The organism is Pseudomonas sp. KCJK9111 (assembly GCF_046231935.1).
In the GTDB taxonomy this organism is placed as follows: Bacteria; Pseudomonadota; Gammaproteobacteria; order Pseudomonadales; family Pseudomonadaceae; genus Aquipseudomonas; species Aquipseudomonas parafulva_B.
In genome coordinates, this window is the sequence record NZ_JBJJMO010000083.1 from 1 (window position 1) to 16,123 (window position 16,123).

The 16,123-nt window shown below is 58.8% G+C and carries 16 protein-coding genes; all 16 read left to right on the forward strand.

Annotated features, from left to right (window positions below; genetic code table 11):
• Positions 1-177 precede the first annotated feature (177 nt).
• Positions 178-2,070 (forward strand): tRNA uridine-5-carboxymethylaminomethyl(34) synthesis enzyme MnmG, encoded by a 1,893-nt coding sequence (gene mnmG / locus ACK59L_RS19850; protein WP_409275538.1) that lies wholly within the window; start codon positions 178-180, stop codon positions 2,068-2,070.
• Entirely contained in the window at positions 2,067-2,717 is a 651-nt protein-coding gene (gene rsmG / locus ACK59L_RS19855) for a 16S rRNA (guanine(527)-N(7))-methyltransferase RsmG (RefSeq protein WP_409275540.1), read from the forward strand. The genes mnmG and rsmG overlap by 4 nt, the downstream gene beginning before the upstream one ends.
• Positions 2,718-2,735: 18 nt before the next feature.
• Complete coding sequence (locus tag ACK59L_RS19860; protein ID WP_023532809.1) at positions 2,736-3,527, forward strand: ParA family protein; 792 nt, start codon at positions 2,736-2,738, stop codon at positions 3,525-3,527.
• Between the two features lie 9 nt (positions 3,528-3,536).
• Positions 3,537-4,409: a ParB/RepB/Spo0J family partition protein gene (locus ACK59L_RS19865; protein WP_058602715.1), complete on the forward strand. Its 873-nt coding sequence runs from the start codon at positions 3,537-3,539 to the stop codon at positions 4,407-4,409.
• Between the two features lie 148 nt (positions 4,410-4,557).
• On the forward strand, positions 4,558-4,965 hold the full coding sequence (locus ACK59L_RS19870) for a F0F1 ATP synthase subunit I (RefSeq protein WP_023532288.1): 408 nt from the start codon (positions 4,558-4,560) through the stop codon (positions 4,963-4,965).
• A gap of 16 nt (positions 4,966-4,981) precedes the next feature.
• Positions 4,982-5,851, forward strand: coding sequence for a F0F1 ATP synthase subunit A (atpB, locus tag ACK59L_RS19875; RefSeq protein ID WP_023532311.1), 870 nt, complete (start codon positions 4,982-4,984; stop codon positions 5,849-5,851).
• 145 nt (positions 5,852-5,996) lie between these two features.
• Complete coding sequence (gene atpE, locus ACK59L_RS19880; protein WP_003097235.1) at positions 5,997-6,254, forward strand: F0F1 ATP synthase subunit C; 258 nt, start codon at positions 5,997-5,999, stop codon at positions 6,252-6,254.
• A 57-nt stretch (positions 6,255-6,311) separates the two neighbouring features.
• Positions 6,312-6,782 (forward strand): F0F1 ATP synthase subunit B, encoded by a 471-nt coding sequence (locus ACK59L_RS19885; protein WP_011536505.1) that lies wholly within the window; start codon positions 6,312-6,314, stop codon positions 6,780-6,782.
• Between the two features lie 12 nt (positions 6,783-6,794).
• On the forward strand, positions 6,795-7,331 hold the full coding sequence (locus tag ACK59L_RS19890; protein ID WP_023532623.1) for a F0F1 ATP synthase subunit delta: 537 nt from the start codon (positions 6,795-6,797) through the stop codon (positions 7,329-7,331).
• Positions 7,332-7,352: 21 nt separating this feature from the next.
• Entirely contained in the window at positions 7,353-8,897 is a 1,545-nt protein-coding gene (gene atpA, locus ACK59L_RS19895; RefSeq protein ID WP_023532736.1) for a F0F1 ATP synthase subunit alpha, read from the forward strand.
• Between the two features lie 48 nt (positions 8,898-8,945).
• Positions 8,946-9,806 carry a F0F1 ATP synthase subunit gamma gene (atpG, locus tag ACK59L_RS19900; protein WP_023532742.1) on the forward strand — a complete coding sequence of 287 codons (861 nt, stop codon included), beginning with the start codon at positions 8,946-8,948 and terminating at the stop codon, positions 9,804-9,806.
• Between the two features lie 27 nt (positions 9,807-9,833).
• The gene (gene atpD, locus ACK59L_RS19905; protein ID WP_023532615.1) at positions 9,834-11,210 is read left to right on the forward strand and encodes a F0F1 ATP synthase subunit beta; all 1,377 of its coding nucleotides are present in this window, start codon (positions 9,834-9,836) and stop codon (positions 11,208-11,210) included.
• 44 nt (positions 11,211-11,254) lie between these two features.
• The gene (locus ACK59L_RS19910; RefSeq protein WP_023532701.1) at positions 11,255-11,674 is read left to right on the forward strand and encodes a F0F1 ATP synthase subunit epsilon; all 420 of its coding nucleotides are present in this window, start codon (positions 11,255-11,257) and stop codon (positions 11,672-11,674) included.
• Positions 11,675-11,794: 120 nt separating this feature from the next.
• Positions 11,795-13,162, forward strand: a complete 1,368-nt coding sequence (gene glmU / locus ACK59L_RS19915) for a bifunctional UDP-N-acetylglucosamine diphosphorylase/glucosamine-1-phosphate N-acetyltransferase GlmU (protein ID WP_144963829.1) — start codon at positions 11,795-11,797, stop codon at positions 13,160-13,162.
• A 190-nt stretch (positions 13,163-13,352) separates the two neighbouring features.
• Positions 13,353-14,126 carry a DeoR/GlpR family DNA-binding transcription regulator gene (locus ACK59L_RS19920; RefSeq protein ID WP_058602719.1) on the forward strand — a complete coding sequence of 258 codons (774 nt, stop codon included), beginning with the start codon at positions 13,353-13,355 and terminating at the stop codon, positions 14,124-14,126.
• 6 nt (positions 14,127-14,132) lie between these two features.
• The gene (gene glmS, locus ACK59L_RS19925) at positions 14,133-15,968 is read left to right on the forward strand and encodes a glutamine--fructose-6-phosphate transaminase (isomerizing) (protein WP_409275546.1); all 1,836 of its coding nucleotides are present in this window, start codon (positions 14,133-14,135) and stop codon (positions 15,966-15,968) included.
• Positions 15,969-16,123: the final 155 nt, after the last annotated feature.

Sequence of the window (16,123 nt, forward strand, 5' to 3'; positions counted from 1 at the left end):
TGCATAAGAATAAACATAAAAACAAAGCTTTTATAAATCTCTCTTCGTTAATTTCTGTTGTGTGCCATTCATCCACAGCCTGATCAAAATTTGCTCAGACGGTTTCAATGAGGGGGGTGATGTCCCTATACTTGTCCGCTTACCTTTTCTATTTGCACAACAGGCACGAGGTGCGTGGTGGATTTCCCTTCCCGTTTTGAAGTGATCGTCATCGGCGGCGGCCATGCCGGTACCGAGGCTGCGCTTGCGTCTGCACGCATGGGTGTCAAAACCCTGCTGCTGACCCACAACGTGGAAACCCTCGGGCACATGAGTTGCAACCCTGCCATTGGTGGCATCGGCAAGAGCCATCTGGTCAAGGAAATCGATGCCTTGGGCGGCGCCATGGCGCTGGCCACCGACAAGAGTGGCATTCAGTTTCGCGTGTTGAATAACCGCAAGGGCCCAGCCGTTCGCGCCACGCGTGCGCAGGCTGACCGCGCCATCTACAAAGCGGTTGTGCGTGAGATTTTGGAAAACCAGCCCAACCTGTGGATATTTCAGCAGTGCTGTGACGACCTGATCGTTGAACAGGATGAAGTCAAAGGCGTGGTCACCCAGATGGGGCTGCGGTTCTTTGCAAACTCGGTCGTGCTCACCACCGGCACCTTCCTGGGCGGCCTGATCCATATTGGTATGCAGAACCACTCGGGAGGACGCGCAGGCGATCCGCCCTCCATCGCGTTGGCGCATCGCATGCGTGAATTGCCGCTACGCGTCGGCCGGCTGAAGACAGGTACGCCGCCTCGTATCGACGGTCGCTCTGTGGATTTCTCGGTCATGACCGAGCAGCCCGGCGATACGCCTGTCCCGGTGATGTCGTTCATGGGCAATGCTGGCATGCACCCGCGCCAGGTGAGCTGCTACATCACTCACACCAACGCCCGGACACATGACATCATCGCTTCGAACCTTGACCGCTCGCCCATGTACTCGGGTGTCATCGAAGGGGTAGGGCCACGTTACTGCCCGTCGATCGAAGACAAGATCCACCGCTTTGCGGACAAGGAAAGCCACCAGGTATTCATCGAGCCTGAAGGCCTGACCACTCACGAGCTCTACCCCAACGGTATTTCCACTTCGCTGCCCTTCGATGTGCAGTTGGAGTTGGTGCGCTCGATCCGGGGCATGGAAAACGCGCATATCGTCCGCCCAGGCTACGCGATCGAATATGACTACTTCGATCCGCGCGACTTGAAGTACAGCCTGGAAACCAAAGTCATTGGTGGTCTTTTCTTCGCTGGCCAGATCAACGGCACCACCGGTTACGAAGAAGCCGGTGCGCAAGGCCTGTTGGCCGGGACCAACGCCGCACTGCGCGCTCAGGGCCGCGAGGCCTGGTGTCCGCGGCGCGATGAAGCCTACATCGGCGTGCTGGTCGACGACTTGATCACCTTGGGTACTCAAGAACCGTATCGCATGTTCACATCCCGGGCCGAATACCGGTTGATCCTGCGAGAGGACAACGCCGACCTGCGTCTCACCGAAAAAGGGCGAGCGCTGGGGTTGATCGACGACGAGCGCTGGGCCGCCTTCTGCACCAAGCGCGACGGTATCGAAAAAGAAGAGCAGCGGCTGAAATCGACCTGGATAAGGCCCAACACCGAGCAAGGCCAAGCCGTTGTGGACAAGTTCGGTACGCCATTGAGCCACGAGTACAGCCTGCTGAACCTGCTGGCACGACCCGAAATCGACTATGCAGGGTTAATGGCGGCTACCGGCGGTGAGTCGATCGATCCACAGGTCGCCGAGCAGGTCGAGATTCGCACCAAATACGCGGGTTACATCGACCGTCAGCAGGACGAAATCGCGCGGCTGCGCGCCAGTGAGGACACGCGCCTGCCTGTGGATATCGAGTACGCCACGATTTCGGGGCTGTCCAAAGAGATTCAGGGCAAGCTCAGCCAGACCCGTCCCGAAACCCTGGGGCAGGCCTCGCGCATTCCAGGCGTGACGCCGGCGGCCACTTCCCTGTTGCTCATCCACCTGAAAAAACGCGGTGCAGGCCGCGAGCTGGAGCAAAGCGTTTGAGTTCCCTGGTTACCTCCCAACATGCCGAAGAGTTGTCCACAGGTGCCCGCCAGTTGGCTGTGCCCCTGAGCCCTGAACACCATGAAAAACTGCTGGGCTACCTGGCCCTGTTGATCAAGTGGAACAAGGCCTACAACCTCACCGCCGTCCGGGATCCGGACGAAATGGTTTCGCGTCACCTGCTCGACAGCCTCAGCGTGATGCCGTTTATCCACAGCGAGCGCAGCAACTGGCTGGATGTCGGCAGCGGCGGAGGCATGCCAGGTGTGCCCATGGCTATCCTGAATCCCCACAAGCGGATCACCGTACTGGATGCCAATGGCAAGAAGACGCGCTTTCTGACCCAGGTGAAAATGGAGCTCAAGCTGGACAACCTTACGGTTATCCACAGCAGGGTCGAGGGGTACACGCCGGCCCAGCCGTTCGACGGCATCATCTCCCGCGCTTTCAGCAGCATGGAGAATTTCACCAACTGGACCCGCCACCTGGGCGACACCGGGACGCAGTGGCTTGCAATGAAGGGGCTGCATCCTGCCGATGAACTGGTAGCATTGCCCGCAGACTTCACAGTGGAAAGCGAGCAGGCCCTGACCGTTCCGGGTTGCCAGGGCCAACGTCATCTGCTGATACTGCGCCGCAAGGCTTGACTGGGAACAGACGCATCAATGGCTAAGGTATTCGCAATCGCGAACCAGAAAGGTGGTGTGGGCAAGACCACCACCTGTATCAATCTCGCTGCCTCGCTGGTGGCGACCAAGCGTCGTGTGCTGCTGATCGACCTCGATCCGCAGGGCAATGCCACCATGGGCAGCGGCGTGGACAAGCACGAGCTCGAGCACTCTGTGTACGACCTGCTGATCGGAGAGTGTGACCTGGCCCAGGCCATGCACTATTCCGAGCATGGTGGGTTCCAGCTGTTGCCGGCCAACCGTGACCTGACCGCTGCCGAAGTCGTGCTGCTGGAGATGCAGGTCAAGGAAAGCCGCCTGCGTAATGCGCTGGCGCCCATTCGTGATAACTACGATTTCATCCTAATCGACTGCCCGCCTTCATTGTCGATGCTGACGCTCAATGCCCTGGTGGCTTCCGATGGCGTGATCATCCCCATGCAGTGCGAGTATTACGCGCTGGAAGGGCTGAGCGACCTTGTGGACAACATCAAGCGGATCGCCGCCAAGTTGAACCCCGCGCTCAAGATCGAGGGATTGCTGCGAACCATGTATGATCCGCGGCTGAGCCTGAACAACGATGTCTCGGCGCAGCTCAAGGAGCATTTCGGTTCGCAGTTGTACGATACCGTCATTCCGCGAAACATCCGCCTGGCCGAAGCACCCAGCTTCGGTATGCCGGCATTGGCCTACGACAAGCAATCGCGCGGCGCACAGGCCTACCTTGCCCTGGCCGGAGAATTGGTTCGTCGTCAACGCCGCCAGTCCCGCACTGCACAAGCAACTTAAGGAATCCGCATGGCCGTCAAGAAACGGGGTCTCGGACGTGGGTTGGATGCGCTGCTCAGCGGTCCATCCGTGAGCGCGCTCGAGGAGCAGGCTGTAAAGATCGACCTCAAGGAGCTTCAGCACCTGCCCGTCGAGTTGATTCAACGGGGCAAGTACCAGCCACGTCGCGACATGGACCCGCAGGCGCTCGAAGAATTGGCACACTCGATCCGCAGCCACGGCGTGATGCAACCGATCGTGGTGCGGCCGGTTGGCGATGAGCGCTATGAGATCATCGCCGGTGAGCGGCGCTGGCGCGCGACTCAGCAAGCCGGTCTGGACACCATTCCGGCCATGGTCCGCGAGGTCCCTGACGAAGCGGCCATTGCCATGGCCCTGATCGAAAACATCCAGCGCGAGGACTTGAACCCTCTGGAAGAAGCGCTGGCCTTGCAGCGGTTGCAGCAGGAGTTCGAGCTGACCCAGCAGCAAGTGGCCGATGCCGTGGGCAAGTCGCGGGTGACCGTGGCCAACCTGCTGCGGTTGATCACGTTGCCTGAAGCGATCAAAACGATGCTCGCCCATGGTGACCTGGAGATGGGTCACGCACGGGCTTTGCTAGGCCTGGAAGAGAATCGCCAGGAGGAAGGGGCGCGTCATGTTGTCGCACGTGGGCTGACCGTACGTCAGACCGAGGCGCTGGTGCGCCAATGGCTGAGCGACAAGCCTGATCCGGTAGAACCTGGCAAACCTGATCCGGACATTGCACGCCTGGAACAGCGGCTTGCAGAGCGTTTGGGCTCGGCTGTACAGATTCGCCACGGCGCTAAAGGCAAGGGCCAACTGGTGATTCGCTATAACTCGCTCGATGAGTTGCAGGGCGTACTCGCACACATTCGCTGAAACAATTCCTGTTGTAGCGCGCAATCGGAAATCACTACGAATAGTTGAATAGGGGTTAATCCACCCCTATACTCTGCGCGCATTTTGTCGGCACAAATTATGCCAAGTCATCGCTGACTGGCAGGCCGATTCACGGGGAGCAGTTGTGATGGAAATCCGCACGCCAAACCGGTTGCCTTTCCATCGCTGGGCGGTTTTTCCGGTATTGCTGACGCAATTCGTCGTGCTGCTGCTGGCAACCTTGGTGTTGTGGCAGTTGGCTGGGACGGTCAGCGGATATTCAGGGCTCTGCGGAGGCCTGATTGCCTGGCTGCCCAATGTTTATTTCGCCTGGAAGGCTTTTCGCTTTAGCGGAGCTCGGGCGGCGCAGGCCATCGTCAAGTCGTTCTACGCTGGCGAGGCAGGCAAGATGATTTTGACGGCAGTGCTCTTCGCACTGACCTTCGCAGGAGTGAAGCCACTGGCGCCGCTGGCAGTATTCGGCGTCTTCGTGTTGACCCTTTTGGTCAGCTGGTTCGCGCCCCTGCTGATGAATAAAAGACTTTCGAGACCTTAGGGCGTTTGAGGCAACCATGGCAGCAGAAACCGCTTCGGGCTATATCCAGCACCACTTGCAGAACCTGACTTACGGTCAACTACCAGACGGCAGCTGGGGCTTCGCCCATTCGGCTGCAGAAGCCAAGGCTATGGGCTTCTGGGCATTCCACGTGGATACCCTGGGTTGGTCCGTCGCACTGGGTCTGATCTTCCTGTTCATCTTCCGCATGGCGGCCAAGAAGGCGACTTCTGGTCAACCGAGCGGCCTGCAGAACTTCGTCGAAGTGCTGGTGGACTTCGTCAACGGCAGCGTGAAGGACTCCTTCCACGGCCGTAGCCCGGTGATCGCGCCGCTGGCGCTGACCATCTTCGTCTGGGTATTCCTGATGAACGCCATCGACCTGGTACCGGTCGACTGGATTCCTCAGCTGGCCATCCTGATCTCGGGTGATCCGCACATTCCGTTCCGCGCCGTGTCGACCACCGACCCGAACGCGACTCTGGCCATGGCCTTCTGCGTGTTTGCGCTGATCATCTTCTACAGCATCAAGGTCAAGGGCCTGGGTGGCTTCATCGGTGAGCTGACCCTGCACCCGTTCGGCAGCAAGAATATCTTCCTGCAGATCCTGCTGATCCCGGTCAACTTCCTGCTTGAATTCGTGACCCTGATCGCCAAGCCGATCTCGCTGGCATTGCGTCTGTTCGGCAACATGTACGCCGGCGAGCTGGTGTTCATCCTGATTGCCGTGATGTTCGGCGCCGGCATCCTGTGGCTCAGCGGCCTGGGTATCGTGCTGCAATGGGCGTGGGCTGTGTTCCACATCCTGATCATCACCCTGCAAGCCTTCATCTTCATGATGCTTACCATCGTCTACCTGTCGATGGCTCACGAAGATAACCATTAAGACCGCCTGGCGTGTCTGATAGCCTTCCCCGCTCGTTTGGGGGGAGGGCTTAAAAAGTCCGCAAGGGCATGCTGTACCAAACGATTCGTTTTACCGCTTCAAACTAAAAAACCTAACCAATACGACGTAAAAGTCGGGAGGAAAGATGGAAACTGTAGTTGGTCTGACCGCTATCGCTGTTGCTCTGCTGATCGGCCTGGGTGCTCTGGGTACCGCCATTGGTTTCGGCCTGCTGGGCGGCAAATTCCTGGAAGGCGCTGCTCGTCAGCCTGAGATGGTTCCGATGCTGCAGGTCAAAATGTTCATCGTTGCCGGTCTGCTCGACGCCGTCACCATGATCGGTGTTGGTATCGCTCTGTTCTTCACCTTCGCGAATCCCTTCGTTGGTCAAATCGCCGGCTAATCACTCGTTTCGACGAGTTGATGGGTGTGATGGACAAAGACCGAGCGAGGTGTTGGCGTGAACATTAATGCAACCCTGATTGGCCAATCCGTTGCTTTTCTGATTTTTGTACTCTTCTGCATGAAGTACGTATGGCCTCCGGTCATCACTGCTCTGCAAGAGCGTCAAAAGAAGATTGCAGACGGCTTGGACGCTGCCAACCGCGCAGCTCGCGACCTGGAGCTGGCCCAAGAGAAAGTGGGTCAGCAACTGCGTGAAGCAAAGGCACAGGCAGCTGAAATCATTGAGCAAAGCAAGAAACGCGCTGCTCAGCTAGTAGACGAAGCCCGTGAACAGGCTCGTGTCGAAGCTGACCGTGTGAAGGCTCAGGCTCAGGCCGAGATCGAACAGGAACTGAACAGCGTCAAAGACGCCCTGCGTGCCCAAGTGGGTGCCCTGGCTGTTGGCGGTGCTGAAAAGATCCTTGGCGCCACAATCGATCAAAACGCGCATGCAGAGCTGGTTAACAAACTGGCCGCTGAAATTTAAGCGAGGGCGATCATGGCAGAACTGACCACGTTGGCCCGACCTTACGCTAAGGCTGCCTTTGAGCATGCCCAGGCCCATCAGCAACTGGCCAATTGGTCAGCCATGCTCGGCCTGGCTGCTGCAGTGTCCGAAGACGACACCATGCAGCGCCTGCTCAAGGCCCCGCGACTGACAAGCGCAGAAAAGGCCGCCGCATTCATTGACGTTTGCGGTGACAAGTTCGATGCATCGGCACAGAATTTCATTCATGTTGCCGCGGAAAACGACCGTCTCCTGCTTCTGCCGGAGATTGCCGCTCTGTTCGACCTGTACAAGGCAGAACAAGAGAAATCCGTGGACGTGGAAGTCACCAGTGCTTTTGCGTTGAACCAAGAACAGCAAGACAAACTCGCCAAGGTTCTCAGTGCACGGCTCAGCCGGGAAGTGCGCCTGCACGCGTCGGAGGATGCCAGCCTGATCGGCGGCGTCGTCATCCGCGCCGGCGACCTGGTAATCGATGGCTCTGTTCGCGGCAAAATCGCGAAACTGGCCGAAGCATTGAAATCTTGAGTTTGAAGGGGCAGCAGAGCAATGCAGCAACTCAATCCTTCCGAAATTAGTGAAATCATCAAGGGCCGCATCGAGAAGCTCGATGTCGGCTCCCAAGCCCGTAACGAAGGTACTGTCGTAAGCGTTTCCGACGGTATCGTACGGATCCACGGTCTGGCCGACGCTATGTACGGCGAAATGATCGAGTTCCCGGGCGGCGTATACGGTATGGCACTGAACCTGGAGCAAGACTCCGTAGGTGCAGTGGTACTGGGTGCGTACACCTCCCTCGCCGAGGGCATGAGCGCCAAGTGCACCGGTCGCATCCTGGAAGTTCCGGTTGGTAAGGAACTGCTGGGTCGCGTCGTGGACGCACTGGGTAACCCGATCGACGGCAAAGGTCCGCTGAACAACACCGAGACCGACGCGGTCGAGAAAGTTGCTCCAGGCGTGATCTGGCGTAAGTCGGTAGACCAGCCTGTACAGACTGGCTACAAGTCGGTCGACGCCATGATCCCGGTTGGCCGTGGCCAGCGTGAGCTGATCATCGGTGACCGTCAGATCGGTAAGACTGCCATGGCGGTCGATGCGATCATCAACCAGAAAAACAGCGGTATCTTCTGCGTATACGTGGCCGTCGGCCAGAAGCAGTCGACCATCGCCAACGTCGTGCGCAAGCTCGAAGAAGCCGGTGCCCTGGCCAACACCATCGTTGTTGCCGCCAGCGCCTCGGAATCGGCTGCCCTGCAGTTCCTGGCGCCGTACTCCGGCTGCACCATGGGCGAGTACTTCCGTGACCGCGGTGAAGATGCCCTGATCGTCTACGATGACCTGTCCAAGCAGGCTGTTGCCTACCGTCAGATCTCCCTGCTGCTACGTCGTCCACCAGGACGTGAAGCGTACCCAGGCGACGTGTTCTATCTCCACTCCCGTCTGCTGGAGCGTGCATCGCGCGTTTCGGAAGAATACGTCGAGAAGTTCACCAACGGCGCAGTCACTGGCAAGACCGGTTCCCTGACCGCTCTGCCGATCATCGAAACCCAGGCTGGCGACGTTTCGGCGTTCGTTCCGACCAACGTGATTTCCATCACCGACGGTCAGATCTTCCTGGAATCGGCCATGTTCAACTCGGGCATCCGCCCTGCAGTGAACGCCGGTGTTTCGGTATCGCGTGTAGGTGGTGCCGCTCAGACCAAGATCATCAAGAAGCTGTCCGGTGGTATTCGTACCGCACTGGCTCAGTACCGTGAACTGGCGGCATTCGCCCAGTTCGCGTCCGATCTGGACGAAGCGACCCGCAAGCAGCTGGAGCATGGTCAGCGCGTTACCGAGCTGATGAAGCAGAAGCAGTACGCGCCGATGTCCATCGCGGACATGGCCCTGTCGCTGTACGCCGCTGAGCGTGGCTTCCTGACCGACGTAGAAGTCTCCAAGGTCGGCAGCTTCGAGCAAGCACTGATCGCCTTCTTCCACCGTGATCACGCCGAACTGATGGCGAAGATCAACGTGAAGGGTGACTTCAACGACGAAATCGATGCAGGCATGAAAGCCGGTATCGAGAAGTTCAAGGCCACCCAGACCTGGTAAGCCGCAGCGGGGGCCCAGGCCCCCGCTTGCTAACCTGATAGGTGATACATGGCAGGCGCAAAAGAGATTCGCAGTAAGATTGCGAGCATCAAAAGCACGCAAAAAATTACCAGCGCCATGGAAAAAGTGGCGGTCAGCAAAATGCGCAAGGCACAACAGCGCATGGCTGCTAGCCGTCCTTATGCGGAGCGTATCCGCCAGGTGATCGGTCATCTGGCCAACGCCAACCCGGAATACCGCCACCCGTTCATGATCGAGCGCCCTGTAAAGCGCGCCGGTTATATCGTGGTGAGCAGTGACCGTGGTCTGTGCGGTGGCTTGAATACCAACCTGTTCAAGGCCTTGGTCAAGGACATGAACGAAAACCGCGAACAGGGCGTGGAAATCGACCTGTGCGTGATCGGCAGCAAGGGTGCGACTTTCTTCCGTATCTTTGGCGGCAACGTAGTAGCCGCGATCAGCCACCTGGGCGAAGAGCCATCGATCAATGACTTGATCGGCTCCGTCAAGGTCATGCTGGACGCCTACCTCGATGGCCGTATCGATCGCCTCTCGGTGGTTTCGAACAAGTTCATCAACACCATGACCCAAAAGCCGACGGTCGAGCAATTGGTACCGTTGGTGGCAACCCCGGATCAGGAACTCAAGCATCACTGGGACTACCTGTACGAACCCGACGCAAAAGAGCTGCTGGACGGCTTGATGGTGCGTTACGTGGAGTCGCAGGTGTACCAGGCGGTGGTCGAGAACAATGCTGCTGAACAAGCAGCCCGGATGATCGCCATGAAGAACGCCACAGACAACGCCGGTGACCTGATCAGCGAACTCCAGCTGATCTACAACAAGGCGCGTCAGGCTGCGATCACCCAGGAGATCTCGGAAATCGTCGGCGGCGCTGCCGCGGTTTAACGGTTCAAAAATTCAGAGGATCCAGCTATGAGTAGCGGACGTATCGTTCAAATCATCGGCGCCGTCATCGACGTGGAATTCCCACGTGACGTCGTGCCGAGTGTTTACAACGCGCTGAAAGTACAAGGCGCGGAAACCACCCTGGAAGTTCAGCAGCAGCTGGGCGACGGCGTGGTTCGTACCATTGCGATGGGCTCGACCGAAGGTCTGAAGCGCGGTCTGGACGTCGTCGATACCGGCGCGGCCATCTCCGTTCCTGTCGGTAAGGCTACCCTGGGCCGCATCATGGACGTCCTGGGTAACCCAATCGACGAAGCCGGTCCGATCGGTGAAGAAGAGCGTCGTGGTATCCACCAGAAGGCACCTTCGTTCGCTGACCAGGCAGGCGGCAACGACCTGCTGGAAACCGGCATCAAGGTTATCGACCTGGTTTGCCCGTTCGCCAAGGGTGGTAAAGTTGGTCTGTTCGGTGGTGCCGGTGTCGGCAAGACCGTGAACATGATGGAACTGATCCGTAACATCGCCATCGAGCACAGCGGTTATTCCGTGTTCGCTGGTGTGGGTGAGCGTACTCGTGAGGGTAACGACTTCTACCACGAGATGAAGGACTCCAACGTTCTCGACAAAGTAGCGCTGGTCTACGGTCAGATGAACGAGCCACCAGGAAACCGTCTGCGCGTTGCGCTGACTGGCCTGACCATGGCTGAGAAGTTCCGTGACGAAGGTAACGACGTTCTGCTGTTCGTCGACAACATCTATCGTTACACCCTGGCCGGTACCGAAGTATCCGCACTGCTGGGCCGTATGCCTTCGGCAGTAGGTTACCAGCCGACCCTGGCCGAAGAGATGGGCGTTCTGCAAGAGCGTATCACTTCGACCAAGGAAGGTTCGATCACCTCCATCCAGGCCGTTTACGTGCCTGCGGATGACTTGACCGACCCGTCGCCAGCGACCACCTTCGCCCACTTGGACGCCACCGTCGTTCTGTCCCGTGACATCGCCTCCCTGGGTATCTACCCAGCGGTCGACCCACTGGACTCGACTTCGCGCCAGCTGGACCCGAACGTGATCGGTACCGAGCACTACGAAACTGCCCGTCAGGTTCAGTATGTTCTGCAGCGCTACAAAGAGCTGAAGGACATCATCGCGATCCTGGGTATGGACGAGCTGTCCGAGACCGACAAGCAACTGGTAGCGCGCGCTCGTAAGATCCAGCGCTTCCTGTCGCAGCCGTTCTTCGTGGCCGAGGTCTTCACCGGTTCGCCAGGCAAGTACGTTTCCCTGAAAGACACCATCGCTGGCTTCAGCGGCATCCTCAAAGGTGACTACGACCACCTGCCAGAACAAGCGTTCTACATGGTCGGCAGCATCGACGAAGCGATCGAGAAAGCCAAGAAACTGTAATCCCGGCGCCCCGCAAGGGGCGCTAATCAGGTTGAGGCAAGCAGATGGCTATGACAGTCCATTGCGATATCGTCAGCGCGGAAGGAGAAATCTTCTCCGGTCTGGTCGAGATGGTAGTAGCGCACGGCAACTTGGGCGATCTGGGTATCGCACCAGGCCACGCCCCGCTGATCACCAATCTCAAGCCGGGTCCGATCACGCTGACCAAGCAGGGTGGCACTCAAGAGGTGTACTACATCTCCGGTGGCTTCCTCGAAGTGCAGCCGAACATGGTGAAGGTTCTTGCCGACACCGTGCAACGTGCTGCCGACCTGGACGAAGCTCAGGCTCAGGAAGCCCTCAAGGCTGCCGAGAACGCGCTGAACACCAAAGGCTCGGACTTCGACTACGGCGCTGCTGCCGCACGTCTGGCCGAGGCTGCGGCTCAGCTGCGTACTGTCCAGCAAATGCGCAGAGGCAAGTGATCGGCTGCGGCCATCATTTGTGTTGCGATTGAGTAAAAGGGTAGCCTCGGCTACCCTTTTTCTTTTTTCGATTTTCCCCTTTCGGTCAAGCAACTGACCGCCCAGGATTGGTAGCCAGTCATGTCCCTCGATATCGTTATTCTTGCCGCCGGCCAAGGCACCCGCATGCGTTCGTCGCTGCCCAAGGTATTGCACCCGGTAGCGGGCAACTCCATGCTCGGTCATGTTATCCACAGCGCTCGCCAGCTTCAGCCGCAGGGCATCCACGTGGTGATAGGCCATGGGGCAGAGTTGGTTCAAGCGAGACTGGCAGGTGACGACCTCAACTTTGTCATGCAGGACAAGCAACTGGGTACGGGGCATGCCTTGGCGCAAGCTTTGCCAGCACTGTCCGCGGACACCGTGCTGGTGCTGTACGGCGACGTGCCGCTCATCGAAGTACCGACCTTGCAACGCTTGTTGGCCAAAGCCAGCGAGCAGCAACTGGGTTTGCTCACGGTTACGCTCGAGGATCCGACGGGCTATGGCCGGATTGTGCGTGATGCGCATGGGCAGGTAACGGCAATCGTCGAGCACAAGGACGCTAACGAGGCACAGAAAGCCATTCGCGAAGGCAACACCGGCATCCTGGCGCTTCCTGGCGCTCGCCTGGCAGATTGGATGGGCCGCTTGTCGAACAACAATGCCCAGGGCGAGTACTACCTGACTGATGTGATCGCCATGGCAGTCGCTGATGGCCTGTTGGTCGCCACCGAGCAACCTGACGATCCCATGGAAGTGCAGGGTGCCAATGACCGCCGTCAGCTTGCCGAACTGGAGCGTCACTACCAGTTGCGTGAGGCCCGCCGCCTGATGGCGCAGGGTGTGACCTTGCGTGACCCTGCGCGTTTCGATGTCCGGGGCGAAGTGACGGTCGGCCGGGATGTGCTGATCGATATCAACGTCATTTTGGAAGGCAAGGTTGTCATCGAAGACGACGTGCAGATTGGCCCTAACTGTGTGATCAAGGATTGCACGCTGCGCAAAGGTGCCGTGATCAAGGCCAACAGTCACCTAGAGGGTGCCGTCATGGGCGAGGGGAGTGATGCAGGTCCATTTGCACGCTTGCGTCCGGGGACCGTACTCGATGCAAAGGCCCATGTGGGTAACTTCGTCGAGCTGAAGAATGCCCATCTTGGTGAAGGCGCCAAAGCTGGGCATCTGTCGTATTTGGGTGATGCCGAAATCGGCGCCCGCACTAATATTGGTGCGGGCACCATCACCTGTAATTACGATGGGGCCAACAAGTTCAAGACGGTCATGGGCGAAGACGTCTTCATCGGTTCCAACAGCGCCCTCGTCGCGCCTGTGGAAATCAAGGCCGGGGCCACCACTGCTGCGGGCTCGACGATTACTCAGTGTGTAGAAGCAGGTGAATTGGCGGTAGCACGCTCTCGCCAGCGCAACGTTTCGGGGTGGAAGCGTCCAGAGAAGATCAAGAAGCCCTGATTATCCACAGCTCTCTCGAGGCCGGCCTTGTGCATAACAAGCCGGCCTTTTTATTTCCCAGGCATTAGCTGGCTAACGCTGGCCATACAGCTGAGTATCGTTATCCACAACGAGACGACGGGGTTGACGGAACCGAGCATTTAGGTTTTGATTGCGATCATTATCTTTCGAAACGAAACTTAAAGCGCCGATGTCGAAACGAAACACGCCACAACGCCGCCATAACATACTGGCCCTGCTCGCGGAGCAGGGCGAGGTCAGCGTGGATGCGCTGGCGAGACGGTTTGACACGTCCGAGGTCACTATCCGCAAGGACCTGGCGGCACTGGAAAGCAATGGCTTGTTGCTGCGCCGCTACGGCGGGGCTGTAACCATGCCGCAGGAGTTGCTGGCGGAGCCGGCGCAACCCGTGTCGGCCTACAAGCGTGCCATTGCACGTGCCGCTGTGAACCTCATCCGCGAACACGCCCGGATCATCATCGACAGCGGCAGTACCACCGCCGCCATGATCCCTGAACTCGGTCGCCAGCCGGGCTTGGTGGTCATGACCAATTCGCTCAATGTTGCCCGGGCCATCAGCGAACTCGAGCACGAGCCGGTGCTGCTGATGACAGGTGGCACCTGGGACCCGCATTCCGAGTCCTTTCAAGGCCAGGTGGCCGAACAGGTTCTGCGCTCGTATGACTTCGACCAGTTGTTCATCGGGGCCGATGGCATCGACCTGGAACGCGGTACCACCACATTCAACGAATTGCTGGGTCTGAGCCGCGTCATGGCCGAGGTCGCCCGTGAGGTGATCGTGATGGTTGAGTCGGACAAGGTCGGCCGCAAGATTCCCAACCTCGAACTGCCTTGGGGCAGGGTGCACACCCTGATCTCGGACGAACGCCTGTGCGAACAGGCACGCGCACAAATTAAAGCACGCGGCGTCAATCTGATCTGCGCCGCTATCAGTCAGGAGTAACCAAGCATGTGTGGAATTGTAGGTGCTGTGGCCGAACGCAACATTACCGCCATCCTTATCGAGGGCCTGAAGCGTCTTGAATACCGTGGGTATGACAGCGCAGGTCTGGCGGTGCTGACGCCCGAGGGCGAATTGCAACGCCGTCGCCGCATCGGCAAGGTCAGCGAGCTCGAAGCAGCCGTCGCGCTCGAGCCAATCGCAGGACGGCTCGGCATCGCGCATACGCGCTGGGCAACCCATGGCGCGCCTACCGAAACCAATGCCCACCCGCATTTCTCAGGCCATGACGTGGCCGTGGTGCACAACGGCATCATCGAGAACCACGAGGAACTGCGCGAGGAACTGAAGGGATTGGGCTATGCCTTCGTGTCCCAGACCGATACCGAAGTGATCGTTCACCTGATCGACCATCTCCTCAAGGGCATTCCCGACCTGGCAGACGCCTTGAAGGCTGCGGTCAAGCGGCTGCACGGTGCCTATGGCCTGGCATTGATCAGCAAAAGCCAGCCTGACCGCTTGGTCGCTGCCCGTAGCGGCAGCCCGTTGGTGATTGGCCTGGGCCTCGGTGAGAACTTCCTTGCCTCTGACCAACTGGCCCTGCGGCAGGTCACCGATCGCTTCATGTATCTCGAAGAGGGCGATATCGCCGAGATCCGTCGCGACCACGTCGCCATCTGGGACCACGATGGCCTTCCTGTGCAGCGTGAAACCGTGCAGTACCACGAAGGCGCCGAGGCCGCTGACAAGGGCCAGTACCGTCACTTCATGCTCAAGGAAATCCACGAGCAGCCGCGCGTGGTGCAACGCACATTGGAAGGTCGCTTGGGCCATGACCATGTCCTGGTACAGGCATTCGGTCCGCAGGCAGCCGAGCTGTTTGGCAAAGTGCGCAATGTGCAGATCGTAGCCTGTGGTACCAGCTATCACGCCGGCATGGTTGCACGTTACTGGCTGGAAAGCCTGGCGGGGATCCCCTGCCAGGTAGAAGTAGCGAGCGAGTTCCGTTACCGCAAGGTAGTCGTGCAGCCCGATACGCTGTTCGTTTCCATCTCCCAGTCGGGCGAGACCGCCGATACTCTGGCAGCGCTGCGCAACGCCAAGGAACTAGGCTTCCTTGGCAGCCTGGCGATCTGCAACGTGGGCATCAGCTCGCTGGTGCGGGAATCCGACCTGACATTGCTGACCCTGGCCGGCCCGGAAATCGGCGTCGCTTCGACCAAGGCCTTCACCACCCAGCTGGTGTCGTTGATGCTTCTGACCTTGGCCTTGGGCCAGGTGCGCGGCACCCTGGACAAGGGCGTCGAAGCTGAACTGGTCGAGGAACTGCGCCGCCTGCCAACACGTCTGGGTGAAGCATTGGCCATGGACGCAACCGTCGAGAAAATCGCCGAGTTGTTCGCTGACAAGCATCACACCTTGTTCCTGGGCCGCGGCGCTCAATACCCGGTGGCCATGGAAGGTGCGCTCAAGCTCAAGGAAATCTCCTATATCCATGCCGAAGCCTACCCCGCGGGCGAGCTCAAACACGGCCCGCTGGCGCTTGTGGATAACGACATGCCGGTGGTGACCGTTGCGCCGAACAACGAACTGCTCGAGAAGCTCAAGTCCAACCTGCAGGAGGTGCGTGCACGCGGCGGTGAGCTGGTGGTGTTCGCTGACGAGCAAGCCGGGTTGAGCAATGGCGAAGGGACCCATGTGATTCCGGTCCCGCATATCGCGGATGCGCTGGCGCCGATTCTGTACACCATTCCTTTGCAGTTGCTCTCGTACTATGTCGCCGTGCTCAAGGGGACTGATGTTGACCAGCCGCGGAATTTGGCGAAGTCGGTGACGGTGGAGTGAGGGCAGCTTTTCGACAGTGCCAGCTTAACGTCGAGCAAAAGCCGTGAAATACGGTCGGTGATCATCTGATCGACCGGCAGTCAAAACCCCCGTTTTCACGGGGGTTTTTTATTGGCGATTTTTCATGCTCTTGCGCTTCAGAGTTGGTTGGGCCG

Excerpts from the sequence above, each read along its gene's own strand:
- ACK59L_RS19860 (WP_023532809.1), top strand. The coding sequence starts at position 2,736 with ATGGCTAAGGTATTCGCAATCGCGAACCAGAAAGGTGGTGTGGGCAAG.
- atpE (WP_003097235.1), top strand. The coding sequence starts at position 5,997 with ATGGAAACTGTAGTTGGTCTGACCGCTATCGCTGTTGCTCTGCTGATC.
- ACK59L_RS19890 (WP_023532623.1), top strand. The coding sequence starts at position 6,795 with ATGGCAGAACTGACCACGTTGGCCCGACCTTACGCTAAGGCTGCCTTT.
- atpD (WP_023532615.1), top strand. The coding sequence starts at position 9,834 with ATGAGTAGCGGACGTATCGTTCAAATCATCGGCGCCGTCATCGACGTG.
- ACK59L_RS19920 (WP_058602719.1), top strand. The coding sequence starts at position 13,353 with ATGTCGAAACGAAACACGCCACAACGCCGCCATAACATACTGGCCCTG.
- atpB (WP_023532311.1), top strand. The coding sequence starts at position 4,982 with ATGGCAGCAGAAACCGCTTCGGGCTATATCCAGCACCACTTGCAGAAC.
- ACK59L_RS19910 (WP_023532701.1), top strand. The coding sequence starts at position 11,255 with ATGGCTATGACAGTCCATTGCGATATCGTCAGCGCGGAAGGAGAAATC.
- ACK59L_RS19865 (WP_058602715.1), top strand. The coding sequence starts at position 3,537 with ATGGCCGTCAAGAAACGGGGTCTCGGACGTGGGTTGGATGCGCTGCTC.
- glmU (WP_144963829.1), top strand. The coding sequence starts at position 11,795 with ATGTCCCTCGATATCGTTATTCTTGCCGCCGGCCAAGGCACCCGCATG.
- glmS (WP_409275546.1), top strand. The coding sequence starts at position 14,133 with ATGTGTGGAATTGTAGGTGCTGTGGCCGAACGCAACATTACCGCCATC.
- ACK59L_RS19870 (WP_023532288.1), top strand. The coding sequence starts at position 4,558 with ATGGAAATCCGCACGCCAAACCGGTTGCCTTTCCATCGCTGGGCGGTT.
- atpG (WP_023532742.1), top strand. The coding sequence starts at position 8,946 with ATGGCAGGCGCAAAAGAGATTCGCAGTAAGATTGCGAGCATCAAAAGC.
- atpA (WP_023532736.1), top strand. The coding sequence starts at position 7,353 with ATGCAGCAACTCAATCCTTCCGAAATTAGTGAAATCATCAAGGGCCGC.